General features: G+C 67.6%; 17 protein-coding genes. 10 read left to right on the top strand and 7 right to left on the bottom strand.

Annotated elements, in window-relative coordinates:
* Positions 1-7: 7 nt before the first annotated feature.
* The 5 genes from Q8S30_RS11910 to Q8S30_RS11890 form a co-directional block, all read right to left on the bottom strand.
* A complete protein-coding gene (locus Q8S30_RS11910) occupies positions 8-373 on the bottom strand; it encodes a response regulator (protein ID WP_066811669.1) in 366 nt (121 codons plus the stop codon).
* Entirely contained in the window at positions 370-648 is a 279-nt protein-coding gene (locus tag Q8S30_RS11905; RefSeq protein ID WP_305666237.1) for an STAS domain-containing protein, read from the bottom strand. Before Q8S30_RS11905 ends, Q8S30_RS11910 begins: the two co-directional genes overlap by 4 nt.
* 111 nt (positions 649-759) lie before the next feature.
* Positions 760-1,740, bottom strand: a complete 981-nt coding sequence (locus Q8S30_RS11900) for a glucokinase (RefSeq protein ID WP_305666236.1) — start codon at positions 1,738-1,740, stop codon at positions 760-762.
* Positions 1,740-3,068, bottom strand: a complete 1,329-nt coding sequence (locus tag Q8S30_RS11895) for a GH1 family beta-glucosidase (protein WP_305666235.1) — start codon at positions 3,066-3,068, stop codon at positions 1,740-1,742. Before Q8S30_RS11895 ends, Q8S30_RS11900 begins: the two co-directional genes overlap by 1 nt.
* 3 nt (positions 3,069-3,071) lie before the next feature.
* On the bottom strand, positions 3,072-4,130 hold the full coding sequence (locus Q8S30_RS11890; protein WP_305666234.1) for a substrate-binding domain-containing protein: 1,059 nt from the start codon (positions 4,128-4,130) through the stop codon (positions 3,072-3,074).
* 241 nt (positions 4,131-4,371) lie between these two features.
* On the opposite strand from Q8S30_RS11890, the gene Q8S30_RS11885 reads away from it, so the two are divergent.
* From Q8S30_RS11885 to Q8S30_RS11860, 6 genes are all read left to right on the top strand, one after another.
* Positions 4,372-5,736 carry an ABC transporter substrate-binding protein gene (locus tag Q8S30_RS11885; protein ID WP_305666233.1) on the top strand — a complete coding sequence of 455 codons (1,365 nt, stop codon included), beginning with the start codon at positions 4,372-4,374 and terminating at the stop codon, positions 5,734-5,736.
* A 21-nt stretch (positions 5,737-5,757) separates the two neighbouring features.
* The gene (locus Q8S30_RS11880; protein WP_305666232.1) at positions 5,758-6,750 is read left to right on the top strand and encodes a carbohydrate ABC transporter permease; all 993 of its coding nucleotides are present in this window, start codon (positions 5,758-5,760) and stop codon (positions 6,748-6,750) included.
* Positions 6,750-7,886 (top strand): carbohydrate ABC transporter permease, encoded by a 1,137-nt coding sequence (locus Q8S30_RS11875; protein ID WP_305666231.1) that lies wholly within the window; start codon positions 6,750-6,752, stop codon positions 7,884-7,886. The genes Q8S30_RS11880 and Q8S30_RS11875 overlap by 1 nt, the downstream gene beginning before the upstream one ends.
* Position 7,887: 1 nt before the next feature.
* Positions 7,888-9,555 (top strand): alpha-glucosidase family protein, encoded by a 1,668-nt coding sequence (locus Q8S30_RS11870; protein ID WP_305666230.1) that lies wholly within the window; start codon positions 7,888-7,890, stop codon positions 9,553-9,555.
* Positions 9,542-10,633: an ABC transporter ATP-binding protein gene (locus tag Q8S30_RS11865; RefSeq protein WP_305666229.1), complete on the top strand. Its 1,092-nt coding sequence runs from the start codon at positions 9,542-9,544 to the stop codon at positions 10,631-10,633. The genes Q8S30_RS11870 and Q8S30_RS11865 overlap by 14 nt, the downstream gene beginning before the upstream one ends.
* 110 nt (positions 10,634-10,743) lie before the next feature.
* The gene (locus Q8S30_RS11860) at positions 10,744-11,094 is read left to right on the top strand and encodes a hypothetical protein (protein WP_305666228.1); all 351 of its coding nucleotides are present in this window, start codon (positions 10,744-10,746) and stop codon (positions 11,092-11,094) included.
* A 30-nt stretch (positions 11,095-11,124) separates the two neighbouring features.
* Here Q8S30_RS11860 and Q8S30_RS11855 read toward each other — a convergent pair whose 3' ends face one another.
* Together Q8S30_RS11855 and Q8S30_RS11850 are read right to left on the bottom strand one after the other, a co-directional pair.
* Entirely contained in the window at positions 11,125-12,057 is a 933-nt protein-coding gene (locus Q8S30_RS11855; RefSeq protein WP_305666227.1) for a phosphoadenosine phosphosulfate reductase, read from the bottom strand.
* A gap of 186 nt (positions 12,058-12,243) precedes the next feature.
* Complete coding sequence (locus Q8S30_RS11850) at positions 12,244-13,302, bottom strand: glycosyltransferase family 2 protein (RefSeq protein WP_305666226.1); 1,059 nt, start codon at positions 13,300-13,302, stop codon at positions 12,244-12,246.
* Positions 13,303-13,422: 120 nt separating this feature from the next.
* Between Q8S30_RS11850 and Q8S30_RS11845 the strand changes: the two genes are divergently transcribed.
* The 4 genes from Q8S30_RS11845 to Q8S30_RS11830 are packed head-to-tail and all read left to right on the top strand — an operon-like array spanning position 13,423 to position 20,015.
* Positions 13,423-14,934, top strand: a complete 1,512-nt coding sequence (locus Q8S30_RS11845) for a hypothetical protein (RefSeq protein WP_305666225.1) — start codon at positions 13,423-13,425, stop codon at positions 14,932-14,934.
* Between the two features lie 13 nt (positions 14,935-14,947).
* Positions 14,948-15,685, top strand: a complete 738-nt coding sequence (locus Q8S30_RS11840) for a hypothetical protein (protein ID WP_305666224.1) — start codon at positions 14,948-14,950, stop codon at positions 15,683-15,685.
* A 1-nt stretch (position 15,686) separates the two neighbouring features.
* Positions 15,687-18,044, top strand: a complete 2,358-nt coding sequence (locus Q8S30_RS11835) for a sulfatase-like hydrolase/transferase (protein ID WP_305666223.1) — start codon at positions 15,687-15,689, stop codon at positions 18,042-18,044.
* Positions 18,045-18,047: 3 nt separating this feature from the next.
* Positions 18,048-20,015, top strand: coding sequence for a glycosyltransferase family 2 protein (locus tag Q8S30_RS11830; protein ID WP_305666222.1), 1,968 nt, complete (start codon positions 18,048-18,050; stop codon positions 20,013-20,015).
* Positions 20,016-20,124 lie beyond the last annotated feature (109 nt).

Genomic DNA, 20,124 nt, shown 5'->3' with positions numbered 1-20,124 from the left:
GCCCCTTTTACCCAGCGACCATCTGCAGTGCCTTGACCAGCTTGGGCGGATCGAAGGGCTTGACGATCCAGCCGGTGGCGCCAGCCGCGCGGGCCCGCGCCTTCAGCTCCGGCGCGCTTTCCGTCGTCAGCACCAGAATCGGGGTGCCGCGGTGCCGGTCCTGGCCCCGCACCGCCTCGATGAAGCCAAAGCCGTCGAGCCGTGGCATGTTGATGTCAGAGATGATCGCGTCGGGCGCGATCCCCTCCAGCACTTCCAGCCCGTGCACCCCGTCTTCGGCAAGGTGCAGCGTGAATCCGGCCTCGGTCAGCGCCAGTTTCAGCATGTCACGGATGGTGCGGCTGTCATCGACGGCCAGGATGGTCAGGCTCATGCCCCGCCCTCCGATTCGAGCTGGGAAGGCGCCAGCCCGAACATCGCCACCGCATCCTCGAAAGCCTGTGATCGTGGGGTGATGCGCAGCGGTTGCCCTGCGGCGCGCCAGCTTGCGGCGGCGGCGAGCAGTACCTGCAGGCACAGGCCGCCCAGATGGGCGACATTGCCGGCGTCGAGGTCCAGCGCCTGCCCCATTCGGGCCCGGATCGCCTCGGACAGGGGACTGGCCGCCGGCAGATCGAGCCGCGGCGCAAGCGAGAGCGGCGCGGTCATTGCGCCAGCCCTGCAATATGGTCGGTCGTAGCGTTCACCTTGTCCCCCTTCCGTCCGTTCGGGTGAGACAAGGCTTAAGTGCGCCGGGTTAAGATAGGTTTGACGTCTGGCTCAGTTTTCCGGTGTCGTCACATTGCCCATCCGGTGCGCCAGATAGCGGGCGCAGCCGGTCAGCGCGGCGAAGTCATCTTCGATCACCGAGACCGGGAAATCGGCCATCAGCGGGGCAAAGCGGCCCTTGTCCCGAAAGGCCGCTGCAAAACCAAACTCGTCCAGCCAGGGCACCAGCGCGCGGGCCATGCCGCCGATCAGATGCACGCCGCCGAAAGGCAGGTGGATCAGCGCCAGATCGCCCGCCACGGCGCCCAGCATCTGCACCGCCGTGGCCACGGTCTGCCGGGCCCGGTCCTCGCCCGCTTCCAGTGCGGCAAGCACGCTGGCCGAATCACGGGTGCCGGTCTCTCCAGACTCCCCTGCCAGCCAAGCGTCGATATGGGCGATGCCCCGGCCCGACAGCACCTCTTCCACGCCGGGAAAGCCATGCTCCCGCGCCACGAATCGCGACAGCCGCAGATCGGCGTCATTGCGCACCGGCAAGGTGACATGCCCGCATTCCGAGGGCACCACCACGCGCCCGCCCGGCCCCTCATGCACCGGGGCGGCGTTGAAGCCGGTGCCGACGCCGATCACCAGCTGCGAGCCGCCGGCCTCAGCCACCGCCGAAATGATCGTCCGGTGCGCCCCCGGTGCCAGATGGCCAAGCGCATGGCCCTGCGCCTGCAGGTCGTTCAGCACCGCCACCGTGCGCGCCCCCGTCGCCGCGGCCAGCCCCGCCCCGTCCATCGCCCAGTCGAGATTGGTCAGCCGGCCGACGCCGCCCCTGACCGGCCCCGCCACGGCCACGCAGGCGCCCGCGGGCACGGCGCAATCCGCATCGGCGCGAAACTGAGCCAGCACCGCATCCAGCCCCGCAAAGCCGGTATTGGTGTAGCGGCGCACCGAACCCGGCACGATCCGCCCGGCGCTTGCCAGCGCGACGCGGGTATTGGTGCCACCGACATCGGCAACAAGGCAAAGCGGGGCATCGGTCATCAGGGTCTCCGGGTCAGGGCATCTGCAAGGGCAAGATAGGATGCCTTGGGCCGGCGTGACAGGGTTTCGAAGTCGACATGCACGAGGCCGAAGCGTTTGTCATAGCCATCGGCCCATTCGTAATTGTCCAGCAGCGACCAGCAGAAGAAGCCCTTGAGGTTCACGCCGGCCTCTCGCGCCCGTCCCGCCGCAGCCAGATGCGCGTCCATGAAGGCGATGCGTTCGGCATCGCCCACGGCGCCATTCACGATCTGGTCGGGCCAGGCCATGCCGGTTTCGGTCACATGGATAGGCAGGTCACCCACCGCCGCGCCGGTGCGGCGCAGGAACTGCTCCAGCCCGTCCGGGTAGATCTCCCAGCCCGAGCCGGTCAGCGGCCCTGTCCCGGGCACCTCGCGCGACGAGGGCCAGGGCTGGCCGGGGACCGCCTGATGAAAGCGGCGTGTGTAGTAATTCACCCCCAGCCAGTCCAGCGGCTGCGCGATCTGCGCCATGTCGCCCTGCCAGCCGCGCGGCAGATGCGGCTCCAGCCCCTCCAGCGCCTCGGGGGGGTAGGTGCCTTGCGTGATCGCCTCAAGGAACCAGCGGTTGAAGATGGCATCCTGCCTTGCGGCGGCCGCGTGATCCTCGGGCGCGTCACTCGCGGGCGCGCAGACCTCCATGTTCAGCACGATCCCCAGATCCCGGTGCCCGTCGGCCCGCAGCGCCTGCAGCGCCGTGCCATGCGCTAGCAGCACATGGTGCATTGCATGGGCGGCGGCGCGGATGTCGCGCAGCCCGGGCGCGTGGATGCCGAGGAAGTGCGAGAGCCAGGCCACGCACCAGGGTTCGTTGATCGTAGCCGTGGCGGTCACGCGGTCCCCCAAGCGCCCCATCACAAGCCGCGCATAGTCGGTGAACCAGCCTGCCACATCCGGGTTGGTCCAGCCGCCGCGCATCGCCAGATCGGACGGCATGTCCCAGTGATACAGCGTCAGCCAAGGCTGCAACCCCCGCTCCAGCATCCCGTCCACCAGCCGGTCGTAGTAATCGATCCCCTCGGCATTCACCGCGCCGCGCCCCTCGGGCAGCACCCGCGCCCAGTTGACCGAGAAGCGGTAGGCGTCGAAATTGCCATCGCGCACCAGATCCAGATCTTCGGGCCAGCGGTGGACATGCTCGCAGGCGCGGGCCCCATCCTCGGCCCGGATCACGTTGCCCGGCGTCGCGGCGAAGGTATCCCAATGGCACGGCCCGGCGCCGCCAAGCGCCGAGCCCTCGATCTGATAGGCCGAGGTGGCGGTGCCGAAGACAAAGCCTTCGGGGAAGTCGCCTCTACGGAAGCGCATGGGTCATCTCCTTTGGGAAAGTGCGGCCTGCGCCTGCTGCGGCGCGGGGCCGGTGGACTGGCCCACCACCAGCGTCGCCTCCATCAACCGGCTGCGCGGGGTGCGTTCGGGGTCCACCACCAACTCCAGCAGCATCGCCGCCGCCAGCCGCCCCGCCTCGCGCACCGAGGAACGGGTGGCGGTGAAGATCGGGTCGGCCCCGTCGCCGTTGCGCAGATAGCCAAGGTCATCGTCATGGGTCACGATCGACACGTCGCGCCCCATCTTCAGCCCGGCATCCTCGATCGCGCGGCGCACCCCAAGCGCCGAGATCATCGACGCGGTCAGGAAAGCCGTGGGCGGGTCGGGCAGGCGCAGCATCTCTGCCGCCGCCACATGCCCGTAATTCTCGGTCATCTCCGACGAGCGCATCAGCGCCGGATCGGGGGCCACCCCGCGCGCCACCAGTGCCGCCTCATAGCCCCGGCGGCGTCGGGCGGCGAAATCCATCTCTTCCAGCCCGTTGACCAGCGCGATGCGCCGATGCCCGAGGTCGAGCAGGAAGTCCGTCGCCCGGCGGAAGGCGCGGGTGTTGTTCACGTCGAGCCAGGAATAGGGCAGGGCGACCCCGCTGGCGCGGCCATGCACCACGAAGGGCAGCCCCAGTTCCGTCAGCAGTGCGACGCGCGGATCGTTCAGCTCCGGCCCGTGGACGATGATCCCGTCCACATTGCGCTTGGCGGCGATGTCGCGATAGGTCCGCGCCTCGCGGTCGTCATCGACCACCGACAGGATCATGTCATAGCCCTTGGCGGCATAGGTCTCGCCCGCGCCGGCGATGAAATCGGCAAAGACCGGGTTCACGATCTCATGGCGGGTGGAGACGGGGATCACATGACCAATCGCCATCGCCCGTCCGGTCGCCAGCCCCTTGGCGCGGGTGCTGGGGCGGTAATGGTGCAGCACCGCGGCCTCCTGCACCCGTTTGCGCGTGGCCTCGCCCACCTCCGGATAGCCATTCAGCGCCCGGCTGACCGTGGTCTGTGACAGGCCGAGGATCTGTGACAGTTCCTTGAGGTTCATGCGGATATCCAAAGCGCTTTGGCAATGAAGGTGGAGCCTAAGGCCAGCATCTCCCCGCGTCAATTCCCCGCAGAGGACGATTTTTTTCTGCACCTGCACGGGGATTATTGTCAGTCCGGCGCTTGTGCGGCGGGGCGTTGACAACTCGCCCAATCCGGGTGATCTTCCGCCAATATCAAAGCGCTTTGGCTGCCATCACCCCCGATGGCAGCGCTATGGGCGCACTGTCTGGGAGGATGGAATGAGGACTGGCCGTTCCGCAGGGCTTGCCCTGCTCGCGCTCATCGCGGTTGCCGCCCCGCAGGGCGCCGCCGCGCAGGATCTGGTCTTCGCCCCGGGCGAGGATCCGCGCTTCAACTGGGCCAGCTATGACGAACTGGCGCAGACCGACCTGTCCGGCCAGACGCTCACCATCTTCGGCCCCTGGCTCGGCCCCGACAAGGAGCTGGTCGACAGCGTCGTCGCCTATTTCGCCGCCGCTACCGGGGCGAATGTCCGCTATTCCGGGTCCGACAGCTTCGAGCAGCAGATCGTCATCGACACCGGCGCTGGCAGCCCGCCTGACATCGCCATCTTCCCGCAGCCCGGCCTTGTCGGCGACCTCGCCCGCCGTGGCCATATCACCCCGCTGGGGCAGGAGACCTCCGACTGGGTGCTGGAAAACTACGCCGCCGGCCCGTCCTGGGTGGACCTCGGCACCCATACCGGCCCCGATGGCACGGATGACTTCTACGGCCTCATCTACAAGGTCGACCTGAAATCGCTGGTCTGGTTCGTGCCGGAGAATTTCGAGGATGCCGGCTATGAGATCCCCGAGACGATGGAGGATCTGAAGGCCCTGACCCAGCAGATCGTGGACGAGGGCGAGACCCCCTGGTGCATTGGCCTCGGTTCAGGCGCCGCCACCGGATGGCCCGCGACCGACTGGGTCGAGGACCTGATGCTGCGGATCAACACGCCCGAGGATTACGACGCCTGGACGCGCGGCGAACTGCCCTTCGATGACCCGAAAGTCGTCGCCGCCATCGAGGAATTCGGCTGGTTCGTGCGCAACGATGACTTCGTGCAGGGCGGGGCCGGTGCCGTCGCCTCCACCGATTTCCGCGACAGCCCCAAGGGCCTCTTCGCCTCGCCGCCCGGCTGCTACATGCACAAGCAAGCCTCGTTCATCCCCTCCTTCTTCCCCGAAGGGACCGAGGTCGGGCTCGATGCCGACTTCTTCTACTTCCCCGCCTATGAAGGGCAGGGCCTCGGCAAGCCGGTCCTTGGCGGCGGCACCACTTTCGCCATCACCCGCGATACCGAGGCTGCGCGCGCCTTCATGGCATTCCTGCAGACCCCCATCGCGCATGAGGTCTGGATGGCGCAATCGGGCTTCCTGACCCCGCTGAAGACCGCCAACCCCGAAGTTTACGGCGATCCGACGCTGCGCAAGATGGCCGATATCCTGCTGGCCGCCGACACCTTCCGCTTCGACGGGTCGGACCTGATGCCGGGCGCGGTGGGGGCTGGCGCCTTCTGGACCGGCATGATCGACTATGCTGGCGGCGCGGATGCCGCCGCGGTCGGCGCGATGATCCGCAAGACCTGGGACTCGCTCAACTAAGGCCCGTTTCAGGAGACTTGCATGGAACAGCTGGCCTTCGCCTCTGCCACCATCGTCATCGGCATATTCGGCTGCGTCGCCTGGTTCTGGGGCAGCAACTGGCTGCTGGACCGGGCGCTGCCGCCGCGTGGCCCCCATGCCGGGCGCAATATCGGCCGGGCGGCGCGGGTGCGGCCATGGCTGTTCCTGGGCCCCGCGGTGCTGATCCTTGGCGTCTATCTGGTCTGGCCGGTGTTCCTGTCGATCTGGCTGTCGCTGCATGATGCGGCGGGCCAGCGGTTTGTCGGCTTCGACAACTGGCGCTGGCTGATCGCCGACGGCAAGTTCCGCGAGTCGATCCTCAACAACCTGATGTGGCTGCTGGTCGTGCCTGCCGCCTCGACCCTTTTCGGCCTCATCGCCGCCAGCCTGACCGACCGCCTCCGCTGGGGCGACCTCGCCAAATCGCTGATCTTCATGCCGATGGCGATCAGCTTCATCGGTGCCTCGGTGATCTGGAAGTTCATCTACGATTTCCGCGGCGAGGGGCAGGCGCAGATCGGCCTGTTGAACGCCGTGGTGGAGGGGTTCGGCGGCAACCCCCAGACTTGGCTGACGCTGACCCCCTGGAACAACCTGATGCTGATGGCGGTGCTGATCTGGATCCAGACCGGCTTTGCCATGGTGATCCTCTCGGCCGCCCTGCGCGGCATCCCCGAGGAAACCATCGAGGCGGCGGTGCTGGACGGGGCCTCGCCCCTGCAGATCTTCTTCAAGATCAAGGTGCCGCAGATCTGGGGCACCATCGCAGTGGTCTGGACCACGATCACCATCCTGGTGCTGAAGGTCTTCGACATCGTGCTGGCCATGACCAATGGCCAATGGGGCACGCAGGTGCTGGCGAACCTGATGTTCGACTGGATGTTCCGCGGCAATGACACCGGGCGCGCCTCGACCGTGGCGCTGGTCATCATGCTGCTGGTCACGCCGATCATGATCTGGAACATCCGCACCGCGCGGCGGGAGGGGATGTGATGGAGGGCATGGCCGGAACGAAATCGCGCCTGACCTGGGCGGTGAACCTTGCGGCGCTGCTGCTGGTGGTGCTGTGGACGATCCCGACGCTGGGGCTGCTGATCTCCTCCTTCCGCGACCGCGACCAGATCGCTGCCTCGGGCTGGTGGAAGGCGGCGCTGCCGGCCGAGCAGAACGAGATCTTCCGCGCCCCGCCGCCCGAGACGGCGGTGCCCGAGGGCGCGGCCTGGGTGCTGGACGGCAATGTCTTTGGCGAGGCGGGCGGCAGCGTCGCCGCCTTTGGCCTCTCGGCGCGCGAGCCCAAGGCCTTTGCGCCGGGCGAGACCGCGACGGGCCGCGCGGGCGACACGCTGACCGTCGAAAGTGATGGCGCCTTCCGCATCACCTATCCCGAGGCGCCAGAGGCGGGGCGCGGCGACCGCATCTTCGTCACCACCACCACCCCGCCGCGGCTGACGCTGGAGAATTATGAAACCGTCATCGTCGCGCAGGGGCTGGGGCGGGCCTTCCTCAACACCTTCACCGTGACGATCCCGGCCACGGTGATCCCGATCCTGATCGCCGCCTTCGCCGCCTATGCGCTGGCGTGGATGCGTTTTCCGGGCCGGGCGCTGATCCTGGCCGGCATCGTCGGCCTGCTGGTCGTACCCTTGCAGATGACGCTGATCCCGCTTTTGCGCCTGCACAACGCCATCGGCATCGACAAGGGCTATCTCGGCATCTGGCTGGCGCATACCGCCTTCGGCCTGCCGATGGCCGTGTACCTTCTGCGCAACTACATCGCCGGCCTGCCGCGCGAGATCATCGAAAGCGCCCGCGTCGATGGCGCCACCGATTTCGAGATCTTCCGCCGCATCGTGTTGCCGCTGTCCTTCCCGGCCCTCGCCAGTTTCGCCATCTTCCAGTTCCTCTGGGTGTGGAACGATCTGCTGGTGGCGACCGTTTTTCTGGGCAACGCGCCGGACCAGCTTGTGATGACCGGCGTGCTGCGGGAACTCCTCGGCTCGCTCGGGGGGGAATGGGAAATCCTGGCAGCTTCGGCCTTCGTGTCGATCTCGATGCCGCTGCTGGTTTTCTTCGGATTGCAAAGATATCTCGTGCGCGGCCTGCTGGCCGGCTCGGTGAAAGGTGGCTGATATGGACTTCAAGAAAGACGCAGACTGGTGGCGGGGCGCGGTGATCTATCAGATCTACCCCCGCAGCTTTCAGGATGCGAATGGCGACGGCATCGGCGACCTTCTGGGCATCGTAGGCCGCCTGCCGCATATCGCGAGCCTCGGCGCCGACGCGGTCTGGATCAGCCCGTTCTTCCCTTCGCCGATGAAGGATTTCGGCTATGACGTGTCGGATTACCGCGACGTCGACCCGATGTTCGGCAGCCTTGCCGATTTCGACCAGATCATCGCCACCGCGCATTTCCTCGGGCTCAAGGTGATGATCGACCTGGTGCTGTCGCATACCTCGGACCAGCATCCCTGGTTCAAGGAAAGCCGCAGCAGCCGCGACAATCCCAAGGCCGACTGGTATGTCTGGGCCGACCCCAAGCCCGACGGCACCGTGCCCAACAACTGGCACTCGATGTTCGGCGGCACCTCCTGGCACTGGGATGCCCGGCGCGAGCAGTATTATCTGCACAACTTCCTGACCAGCCAGCCCGACCTCAACTTCCACTGCGCCGAGGTGCAGGACGCGCTGCTGGACGTGGCGCGCTTCTGGCTGGAGCGGGGGGTGGATGGCTTCCGGCTCGATACCATCAATTTCTACATGCATGACAAGCAGTTGCGGGACAATCCTCCACTGGCCAAGGAACTGCGCAACGCCAAGACGGCGCCGGCGGTGAACCCCTATAACCACCAGATGCACATCTACGACAAGAACCAGCCGGAAAACCTTGAATTCCTTAGCAAACTCCGCGCCGTGATGGCCCCGCACAACGCCGCCGCCGTCGGCGAGGTCGGCGACAGCCAGCGCGGGCTGGAGATCCTTGGCGAATACACCCGCGGCGATGACCGGATGCAGATGTCCTATGCGTTCGAGTTCCTGTCGGGCGACAGCCTCTCTGCCCAGACCATCGCCGATGTCTTCGCCGAGGTGGACCGCGTCGCCCATGACGGTTGGGTCTGCTGGGCCTTTTCCAACCACGACGTGGTGCGCCATGTCACCCGCTGGAACCTCACGCCCGCCGCCGCCCGCACCTATGCCACGCTGCTCATCTGCCTGCGCGGCTCGGTCTGCCTCTATCAGGGCGAGGAGCTTGGCTTGCCCGAGGCAGAGGTTGCCTTCGAGGATCTGCAAGACCCTTACGGCAAGGAGTTCTGGCCCGAGTTCAATGGCCGCGACGGCAGCCGCACCCCGATGCCCTGGGATGGCAACGCGGTCAACGCAGGCTTCTCGCCCGCCAAGCCCTGGCTGCCGGTGCCGTCTTCCCACTATCACCTCGCCGTTTCCACCGCCGAGCAGGACCCCGCCGCGCTGCTGCACCATTACCGCCGCGCGCTGGCCTTCCGCCGCGGCCACCCGGCGCTGCGCATCGGCGCGATGACCGATGTGACGGTCACCGGCGAGGTGCTCAGCTTCCGCCGCGAGACGGAGGCGGAAACCATCCTGTGCTTCTTCAACCTGTCGGACGAACCCGTCACGGTTCCGGTGCCCGAGGGCAACTGGGTCACCATCGCGGGCGAGCTTGGCTCTGCCCGGCCCTTGCCCGACCACACGCTGCATCTGGGCTCGTGGCAGGCCAGCATCCTGCTGCTGGACCGCTATCACCCCGAACGTCACCCGGGAGGCGAAGATGGCCGGAGTTGAGCTTCACGGGATTGGCAAATCCTATGGCGAAGTGCCGGTGCTGCAAGGCATCGACCTTGATATCGCCGGGGGGGAGTTCGTGGTCTTTGTCGGCCCCTCGGGCTGCGGCAAGTCCACGTTGCTGCGGATGATCGCGGGGCTGGAGCGGATCACGGCGGGCACGCTGCATATCGACGGGCAGGTGGTGAACGACGTGCCCCCCGCGCAGCGCGGCATTGCGATGGTGTTCCAGTCCTACGCGCTCTACCCCCACATGACGGTGCGCGAGAACATGGAATTCGCGCTGAAGATCGCGCGGAAATCCAAGGCCGAGATTGCGGCAGCGGTGGATAACGCCGCGCGCATCTTGCAGCTGACGCCCTATCTCGACCGGCTGCCCAAGGCGCTGTCGGGCGGGCAGCGCCAGCGCGTCGCCATCGGCCGGGCCATCGTCCGCGACCCCAAGGTGTTCTTGTTCGACGAGCCGCTGTCGAACCTCGATGCCGCGCTGCGGGTGGCAACGCGGATCGAGATCGCGCAGCTGAAGGAACGGCTGCCGGGCCGCACCATGATCTACGTCACCCATGACCAGATCGAGGCGATGACGCTGGCCGACCGCATCGTGGTGCTGAACGCCGGCGGCATCGCGCAGGTCGGCAGTCCGCTGGACCTTTACGAGCGCCCCGACAATGAGTTCGTGGCGCAGTTCATCGGCTCCCCGGCAATGAACCTGCTGCCCGCGGTGCTGGTGGGGACGGGGGCGGAGAGCCGCGTGCAACTCCCCGGCGGGGCCGAGGTGGTGCTGCCGCTTGCGACCGCCGCCGCGCTGCAAGGGCAGGCGGTGAAACTGGGCGTGCGCCCCGAACATCTGGACCTCGCCGCGCCCGGCACCCCCGCGCTGATCGAGGCGCCGGTGGAGGTGGCCGAGAAGCTGGGCGACGTCACCGTGGTCTATGTCACCATGCCGGGCGAGGCAGAGGCCGTCATCGCCAAGCTGCCCGGAACCGCGCCCGTGGCACGCGGCGAGGTGCTGCGGCTGACGGCCGATCCGGCGCGGATGCACCTGTTCCATGAGGGGAAGAGCCTGCGGCGGGGGTGAGAGGAAGCGCGGGCTCGGCTGTTTGCGCCGATCGGCGCCTTGCTGGACAGTATGACCATGCCGCGGAAAGACGGAGCGCGGCTTGTGCAGGGGGATCGAGAGGTGACTTCATGAATGCGATCCTGCCGCTCGCCATGTTGCCCGACGAGCTTCCCGCAGTGGTTATTCTGTTGTCCGACGCGGCCAGAGTGGAGCATGTCCTCAGCCCCCGGCAGCTCGCCAACTCCCTGCTCATCCGGGAGATCTACTTTTTCGGTGCCGATGCTTGGGGTCTTCACGACAGCATGGACGACCACATCGTGCAGGCAGGGGTGGACGGGCCGATCACGAATGTGCTGGCGAGCCGCGACGATGTCGCTCTGGCGCTGAGGGAACTGCCTTCCAAGGGCTCGGAGGCAGGACTGATCGTGGCCTATGGCGCCGGGTATGAGGATGTCGCAGAATTGCTCCGCACGGCGTAGGCGCGGCTTCTTGCGCTGCGGCCCTCCCCCTCACACCGCCTCTGGCAGCCTCCGCCCGGTCTCTGCCAGTTCTGCTTCCAGCGCCTCGGCCCGGCGGCGAACGCGGCGGGATTTGAGGATGCGGGCGGCGGCGCGGTGCAGCAGGGCGTTCAGCCACAGCCGGCCGCGCGCATCCAGTACCTCGCCCAGACGGCGTAGATAGGGGCTGTGATGGCGGCGGGCGCGGTAGCTGCGCCAGAACAGCGCGGGCGTGAAGCTGCCGTCACAGGCGGCGGTCAGCAGTGGGGCCAGCAGTTCCATCTCCTCCAGCGCGCCGGCCGGGTCAGGGCCGATCCACGGGCAGGGCAGCATGGTCACGAAGCCGCGGGTAAACAGGCTCGCATGCATCGCGTCGGGATGGTGCTGGGGATCATAGATCACATAGACCGGCCCCGCGCCCTCGATCATCTCGGGGGCATAGCCATAGCGGTCGGTGAAGGACATCCGGCGCTTGGCCCGGAACCGCTCATCCCAGCCGGTCACGCGCGGGTCCAGCGTGGCTTGCGGCGCGGCGAGGATCACCGTCGCGCCCGGCGCGGTCACCGCATAGGCGGCGGCGGAATAGCCGCCCATCCCCGCGCCCCAGAACACCACGCGGTCGAAATCCTCGAAAAAGGCGTCATCCACCTGCCGGTCGAAGAAGCGATAGACGCTGCGGTCCCGGTACCAGCTGTCCTCAAAGGCGATCAGGCACAGGCTCGACCAGCCCTTCGCCTTGGCGATCTGGTGCCCCAGCGGCCTGTGCCCGGGCCGCGCGCGGATCGAGGCCAGCGTTTCGAAGGTGACCAGCAGCACCGGCCCCTCATCGGAAAACAGCGCGGCGTGGCGTTTGCCGAGCGGCTCGTAATAGCCTTCGTCCTCGCCAAGCGCCTCCAGCGCCTCGACAAGATCGAGGTCGGTCTGGTCTGCCAGGTCGAGTGCCATGTCCTGCGCCATCTGCGGGTCGCTCCCTCGTGTCGTCGGCTTCCACGGGCGCCGTGCTGGCGCCCCCGGTCTGATACCGCGTGCTAAGGGCTATTTCAGCCCCGCAATGGGGCCTTTTCAAGTGTCGGGGCGGGGTAAAACTGTGGCGAAGTCGCGGTGCTGGTGCGGACTGTGCGGGCTGCAGGCTCAATCGGTGCCGGGTGGCGCCACTGTTTCCGCCGCGCGCCGGGCATGGTGCAGGAAGATCGCCAACCGCTCGGGCGACATCGGCCGAGTCGCGGGGGTCAGCAGCAGCCGGCCGAACAGCGCGCGGAACGGCTCGTCCCGCATCAGCGCCTCGAACCGGGCGCGGCGCCAGAGCACTGCCGCCTCGTGCAGCGGCCCCAGAACCCGGTCGGCGCGCAGCTCGGCCAGCAGCGGGGCTGCGCGGGCGGCGGCGGGGGCGATGGCGCGGTCTTCCACGGTGTCGAAATTCCGCTCTACCCAATAGGACATGTCGAAGGTCGAGGCCTCGCGGTTCGCCCGCCCGCGCCCGCATTTGACGATATAGCTTTCCATCGCGCCAAGGGCGTAGTGGTTCAGCTGGGCGATGCGATACTGGTGCGGCGACGGCGGGGTATAAAGGCCGATGCGGGCATAGCGCGCGGGCAGGGGCGCGCCGGTGCCACCGATCCAGACCTGCGCCTCCAACCGCTCCGGGTCCGGTTGCCGCGGGCGGTGGACGCCGAGGCGGGTATAGCTGCCATCATTGCGGAACAGCGTCTTGATCATCGAGGCGCGCCAGGGCCAGGCCATGCCGGGTGGCGCGGCGCGGGTGAACTGCGCGGTGACGGGGGCATCCTCGAAGCCGATGACCCCGCCATTGCCGAACAGCCGCCAGGTCATCACAAAGGCCGTCGCCTGCGGATAGGCCGCCAGCAGCGCATCGAGGGTGCCGTCGCCAAGGTGGATGGTGACGAACTCGTCGATGTCGATCGGCATCACCCAATCGGCCTGCGTTATCAGGGGGTGACCTTCCGCCGCATTCAGCGCCGCCCATTGCGGGCCCTTGGGGAAGGGTCCCGCCTGCGGCACATGGGTCAGCAGCCCCATCGCCTGCAGCCGGTCCAGCATAAGGTCCGTGCCATCGCTGCAATCGTTGGAAAAGGCCAGCACATCGGTGAAGCCGACCCGGCGGTGGAAGGCGAGCCATTCCAGCAGGAAGGCGCCCTCGTCCTTGACCGTCAGGATCGCCAGCCGCCGCATCTGTCCGCCTTTGCCGCGCCCCCCGTTTTGGCTTTGTCGCCTTGACTTGCCGGGGCCTAATTGGTTTCTGGCAAAGGAATACTGCACGCGCGAAGGCGCGCCAATGAAAGATCTGCACCGATGAACGATCAGCCGCCCGAAGACGGCTCTGGGAGCGGCCAAACCGGGCAGAAGGGCACGATCCTGCGCGCCCGCAATGGCGACGTGATCGGCTATGACAGCAGCGGGCTGGTGATGCGCCTGTCCGACAAGGTGATCGCAGACATCGGCCGCCGGCTTGGCGCGCTGCCAGCGGGCGCAGCTCGGGCGGGACTTCACGGGGCGGTGCAGGCCGAGGGGCTGGACCCGTCGGTTCTGGGCGATGTCGATGCCTGGAACCTGCGCCAGACCGGCGAGTGGTATGTGTTCTCGGCCAACCTTCCCGGTGAGCAGGGCGCGCGGCAATACCGCTGCCTTGTCGAGGCGGACAGCGTCGAAGAGCAGGTCAGCATCGTCGCCGATGCGCCCGGCGCGCTGCTGGGGGTCTTCTCCATCGGCGGGGCGCGGGCGACCAAGGCGCTGCCGCGGGTGCCGCGCTTCCCCTACCACATCCTCGCCCCTGCCGACGATATCGGCGCGGTGGGCATGGGCGGCGTCGAACCCGCCCGCGTCCTGAGCCACCTGAACACCCTGCGCGAGGTCACCCGCGACGCGCTGCTGGCCGAAGTGCTGCTGGCCGACCGCCGCCGCAACCACCGCGCCTTGCCGCTCTACATGGTGCGGGCCGAGACGGATGGCTCGCCCTCCGTCGCTGCCCTGCGCGAGGGGCAGGCGGTGGCGAACCTCCTGACCGCCGCGCGCAGCCTCAAGGCCGCTGCCGACCGCATGGCGAAGCCGGCGCGGATCCTGTGCATCCGGCTCGATTACACGCTGGAGGATGTGCAAAGCGATGCCGTGGCTTTCCGCGACGGGATGCTGGCGCTGCTCGATGAGATCACCGAGGGCGTGGGCAAGATGGGCTTCCACAAGCCGGTCTTCCTCGCCACCTTCGATTGCGGCACGCCGGGCCTGTCCGACCATCCCGCCTTGCGCGCGCAATGGGATCTGGCCTGGAACCACGGCGAGCATGATCTGGTCTTCGCCGCCCCCGGCTATGGCTTCGCGCAGGACGGCTATGGCCGCCCGACGCCCGAGGCGATGCTGCAGATGGCCGAGATGGATGCGCTGGCGGTGACGGCGATCTATGAGGACCGGCCGTGGTTCTGTCCGACCTTCCTGCTGGCCGAACGCGAGGGGGACCGGCTGATCCGGGTCCGCGCCCGCGCAATTGGCCCGCTGGTGATCGACGCCGCAGACCCGTTCGGCGCAGGCCCCACGGCGGGCTTCCGGCTGGAAGGCGCGAAGGCCCCGCGCATCACGCAAGTGGCGCTGGCCGAGGATGACCCGCAGGATCTGCTGCTGAGCCTCGATGCCCCGGCGACGGGCGAGCTGCACTTGCTCTATGGCTTCGGCGCCGCCCCCAGGGCTGCGGACGATCCGGCAGCCGCTCACCCCGCAGCCGCAGGCAGCCTGCGCGACGACTGGCAGGGCGCGGCCGAGGATGGCACGCCGCTTCATCGGTGGGCGCTGCCTTGCGCGCTGCCGGTTCATTGAGGGGAGCGCGGGAATGCTGATGATCGACGCCGACCTGCCCGAAGCCGCGCTGCTGGGGGCCGAAGCTCCGGCCCTCGCCGCCGCTGTTACCTCCGCCCGGGGCAGCTGGTATCAGGCCGCGCCCGACTGGGTCGCGCTGGAGGATGGCGCCATCACCGAATGGCGCCCGCGCGCGGGGCAGGGGCTGGCGCTGCCCGCGCAGCCCAACCGTGGCAATGGCAAGCTGGACCCGGCGGGCCTGCGCCTGATCCCCTCCAGCAATTGTGGCTTCTGCATCGCCGATGCCGCCACCGATGCCGCGGACTTCTCCTTCGCCGTGCTCTGCCGCCCGGGTGCCGAGGAGCTGCGCACCCTGCTGACGCTGAACCTGCAGGGCGCCAAGAACTACCTGTTCCTGTCGCATCAGGCCGGGCAGGTGAGCTTCAAGAGCCAGTCGGAGTCCGGGGAGGTGTCGCTACCGATGCCGACCGGCACCGACCTCCTGCTCATCGCCGGCTTCTCGCGCGGGCGCTTCTTCCTGCGGGCGGGCGGCGAGGTCGCGCAATCGGCCACCCCGCCCGACACCGCCATCACCGGCCCCGCCGACCTTTTCATCGGCTGCCGCAGCCACCGTGACGGGCTGCTGAAGACCCTTGGCGACGGCCATATCGCGCAGGTCTTCTTCTGGCCCGTCAATATCCTCGACCCCAAGGAACAGGCAGGCGCAGGCCAGCTTGCGGCGCTTGAGGATTACCTGTTCTGGGAGGCCTGAGATGGCCTTCACCCGCGGGGCCACCCAAGGCGACAATATCTGCCTGATCTGGATCGACGACATGATCGACGTCGTCACCTGGCGGGAGACGTTCGGCCTGACCATCCAGACCCCGCATATCGACCGGCTGATGGCCGAGGGCACGCGCTTTGCCAATGCCTATGCCACCGTGCCGCTCTGCGCGCCCTGCCGGGCGGAGCTTGCCACCGGCCTGTCGCCCTTCGTCAGCGGACTGGTCGATCTCAATCGCTTCTGGCGCGACGTCTATCCGCCGACCGGGGCCTGGCAATACGACCTGCGCCGCGCCGGGTTCCGCACCTTCCAGACCGGCAAGGTCGATGCCAATTACCGGCTCAGCCCCTATGAATATCACCGCATCCTGTTCCATGTGGAAAAGGGCTGCGTTGACAACTCGCAGCGCTCCAAGGTGATGGATTACCTGCCGCAGGGCCCCGGCATCCGCGGCATCAACCACCCGGACGACGATGGCTCGCAGGACCATGTGTTCTACGACAACATGGTCTCGACCAACGCCATTGCCCATCTGGCCGAGGCGGACCCGGCCCGCCGCCACCTCTTCCAGCTGGGCTTCAAGCATCCGCATTACAACCTCGAATGCCCCGACCGCTTCTACCAGATGTACGACCCTGCCGCGATCCGCTGGCCGGCGATCGCCGCGCCCGAGGATTATTTCGGCCCGCAGCCGGGGATGGCGGTCTATGAGGCGGCCTATATCGCCAACGGATCGTGGACGCCGGAAAAGAACGGGGACGAGGCCTGGCGACAGGTGGTGCGCGCCTATTTCGCCGCGATCAGCCATGTCGACCATGAAATCGGCCGCTTCATGGACGCCCTGCGCGCCTCGCCCTTTGGCGGCAACACCACGGTGCTGCTGCTGTCGGACAATGGCTTCAACCTTGGCAACCATGACAGCTTCCACAAGATGAGCCAGTGGGACAGCGCCGCCCATGTGCCGCTGGGGGTCTGGCACGCGAAGATGCCGGGCGGGGCGGTGGTGGATGTGCCGGTCTCGCTGGGGAATATCCCGAAAACGGTGATGGACCTCGCGGGCCTGCCGCCGCGCCCGGGCTGGACCTCGGGGCAAAGCCTGCTGCCGCTGATCGACGCCAGCTTCGGGGCCTATGACCGCAGCCTCTCGCCAGTGACGTCGGTGTTCGGCACCCTCTCCGTGCGCCCTTCGGTGGAGGGCCTCACCCATCTGCGCTACTTCCGCTACCCCAATGGCGAGGAGCATATCTATGACGTCGTCGCCGACCCGGGCGAGACCCAGAACCTCGTGACCGAAGATCCCGCCCGCGCCCGCCTGCCCGAGATGCGGGAGGAGCTGGTCCGCGGCGCGCTGCGGCTGGGGCTGGACCTGCGGGGGCTGGAGAACCCGGCCTGCGGCGTCAATGCGATGATGGCGGTGGATGGCTCTGTGGTGATGGCGGGCGGCATCGGCGATACCAGCTACTGGGCCTATGGCAAGGATGCCGAGAACATCCGCGAAGAGAAGGACGGCGGCACCGATACGCTGTGGTACATGGCCGGCCCCGACGACTATGTGCTGCGCGTGCCGGCCAATGTGGAGAAGGTCCGCATCGCCACCGTGCTGGCCCGCACCGAGGACAGCCCGCATGTGTCCAAGCCCGTGCGCATCGTCGCCCATCCCGACAGCCCGATCCACTTCGAGACCTCCGAGCGGGTCAGCGTCGAGGTCCGTGGCAGCCGCGGCGACGATGTGTTCATCGGCGCGCAATATGCCAGCAGCACCTTTCATGGCGGGGCAGGGGATGACGAGTTCATCGCCGTGTCGAACCGCGGATCTGTGCGGCATTTCTTCTATGGCGGCGCGGGGAATGACATCCTGCGCGGCGGATCGGGGCGCGATGTGCTGGATGGCGGCACCGGCGATGACCTGATCATCGGCGGGCCGGAGGGGTCGAACCTGATCCATGGCGGCCATGGCAATGACGTGATCCGCGACGGCAAGGGCAACTCGGTGATCCATACCGGGCCGGGGCGCAACCTTGTCACCTCGCAGGGCGGCAATGACACCATCCATGTCGGCCCCGGGGAGAATGACATCACCTGCGGGCCGGGCGAGGTGACGTTCAAGGTCGCCTATGGCGGCGTGACCCGCATCCACGGCTGGCGCGGGGCCTACACGCTCGACCTGTCCACCTGGCCCGATGTGCCGGGGTTGGCGACGCTGTCGGGCGGGGTGCGCGTGCAACTGGGCCTGTCGGTGGTGGAGGTGATGGGCAAGGACCTCACCCCCGCGGCCCTCGCCGAGCGCATCGTGCCGCCGAGCGCCCCCGCCCCCGACAGCGGCAAACGCCGCCGCAAGAAAGGCTGACCGATGGCCGAGGATTTCGAGGACGATCTGGACGAGAACGAAGATGGGGACGAGGGCGAGGGCGAGGCCCCGAAGCGCCCCGAGGGCGCGCTGAAGCCCATCCCCCGCTCGCGCAAGCCCGAGCGCTTCACCGGCGCCTCGGACATCTACGCTACCGTGGATTTCCCGCTGAAGAAGCATGTCAGCCCGCATGGGCAGGTCACTGCCGTGTCGATGATGAAGGACGAAGGCCCCTTCGTCCTCGAATGGATCGCGCACCATCTGGCGGTCGGCTTCACCGATATCCTCGTCTATACCAACGACTGTTCCGACGGCACCGATGACATGCTGATCCGGCTGGAGGAGCTTGGCCTCGCCCATCACCGCCGCAACGTGATCCCCGAAGGTCTGCGCCCGCAGCCCTCGGCGCTGAACTACGCGCAGGAAGACCCGGTGGTGCAGGCCGCCGACTGGCTGATGGTGTTCGATGCCGACGAGTTCCTGTCGATCCGTCACGGCGACGGCACGCTCGACGATCTGATCGCCGCGGTGGCGGAGCAAGAGGCGAACGGCATCGTCATCACCTGGCGTATCTTCGGCTCGGGCGGGGTGATCGACTGGTCGCGCGCCCCGGTGTCCGAGCAATACCTGATGGCCGCCCCCACCACCTGGAACAAGGGCTGGGGCGTGAAAACCCTGTTCAAGTTCGATGCCGATTACTGGAAGCTGGGCATCCACCGCCCCAAGCTGAAGAACAAGGTCATCGACACCGCCTTCCCGGACCATGTGAAATGGCTGACCGGATCCGGCAAGGTGATGGACGACTACTTCAAGTTCCGCGGCTGGCGGTCGATCACCCGCACCGTGGGCTATGACTGGGTGCAGCTGAACCATTACGCGGTGAAATCGGTGGAAAGCTACGCGATCCGCCGGCTGCGCGGCAACGTCAACAACAAGGCCGACAAGTACAATCCCGACTATTGGGCGCTTCAGGACCGCAACGAAGTGCGTGATGTCACGATGCTGCGCTACACCGAACGGCGCAATACGATCATGGATCAGCTTCTGACCGACCCGGTGCTGAACCGCCTGCACTTCGCCGCGCTGGAGCGGGTGGAGGCGCGGCTGGCCGAGATCCGCCAGACCGAGGCCTATACCAACCTGCGCGCCGGGCTGGAAGTGGCCTCGAAAATCCCGATCAGCCAGATCACCGCCAAGCCGCCGCAACCCCGCGACAAGGAGAAGATCGCGGCGCTGATGTCGGACGTGGAAAAGCGCCGCAATGCCAAGGCGAAGGATGACCGCAAGGCTGAACCCAAGGAACCCACCGACGTGATGCCGGGCGGGCTCTACCTGCCGGGGCCGCTGGAGGCTGCCGAGGATGTGGCGCTGGAGTGGACCGCGAACCACATGGTCGAGCTGCCGGCCGACCCGCGCATCTTCACCCCGCAGGCGCTGACGCTGATCGGGGCAGGGCGCTTCGAGCGCGCGCTGGCGCGCCGCCTGCCGGGTTTGCTGCCGCCGCAGGGCCGGCTCTTGGACGTGGGCGCCGGCTGCGGCTTCCTGCCCGCGCAACTGGCCCGGGCGCGGGGCGGGTTGCAGATCACGCTGGTCGAGGATGACCCGGGCCTGCGCGCCACGCTTGCCCGGGTGATCGCCCGCAATGGTCTGGCGGGGCGCGCGGATTTCGTGCTGTGCGAGGACATGCTTCCAGACTCCGACCTTGTGCCTGCCGCCGCCCTGCTGGTGGCAAGCTACCGCCCCGACATCCTCATGCTCTCCGACCCGCGCCTCGCCGGTGACCCGCTCACCGCCCTCGTGGCGGCGCTGGACCCGCTGCCCGCCGTCATCCTCATCACCGGCCGGTTGCTGGAGCATGGCTTCCCCGCCCTCGCTGCCGCCGAGGAGGTGCTGGCGCAGCGCGGCTACGCCCCGGCCCTCGGCTTCGAACCCTCGGTCGCCCGCGGTTTCGCGCGGGCAGGGGGCGTCTGAATCCCTCGGGCCACACTGCACCCATTTTGAACGAAACGCCCCAAGGGCTCTTTGCTTTTCAAGGCACTGGCCCCTATAGTTTCGAACAACAAAAGACGGCGGGGACGGG

This window comes from Frigidibacter sp., assembly GCF_030695035.1.
Classification (GTDB): domain Bacteria; phylum Pseudomonadota; class Alphaproteobacteria; order Rhodobacterales; family Rhodobacteraceae; genus Frigidibacter.
This window is presented reverse-complemented; position numbering and strand designations above follow the sequence as displayed.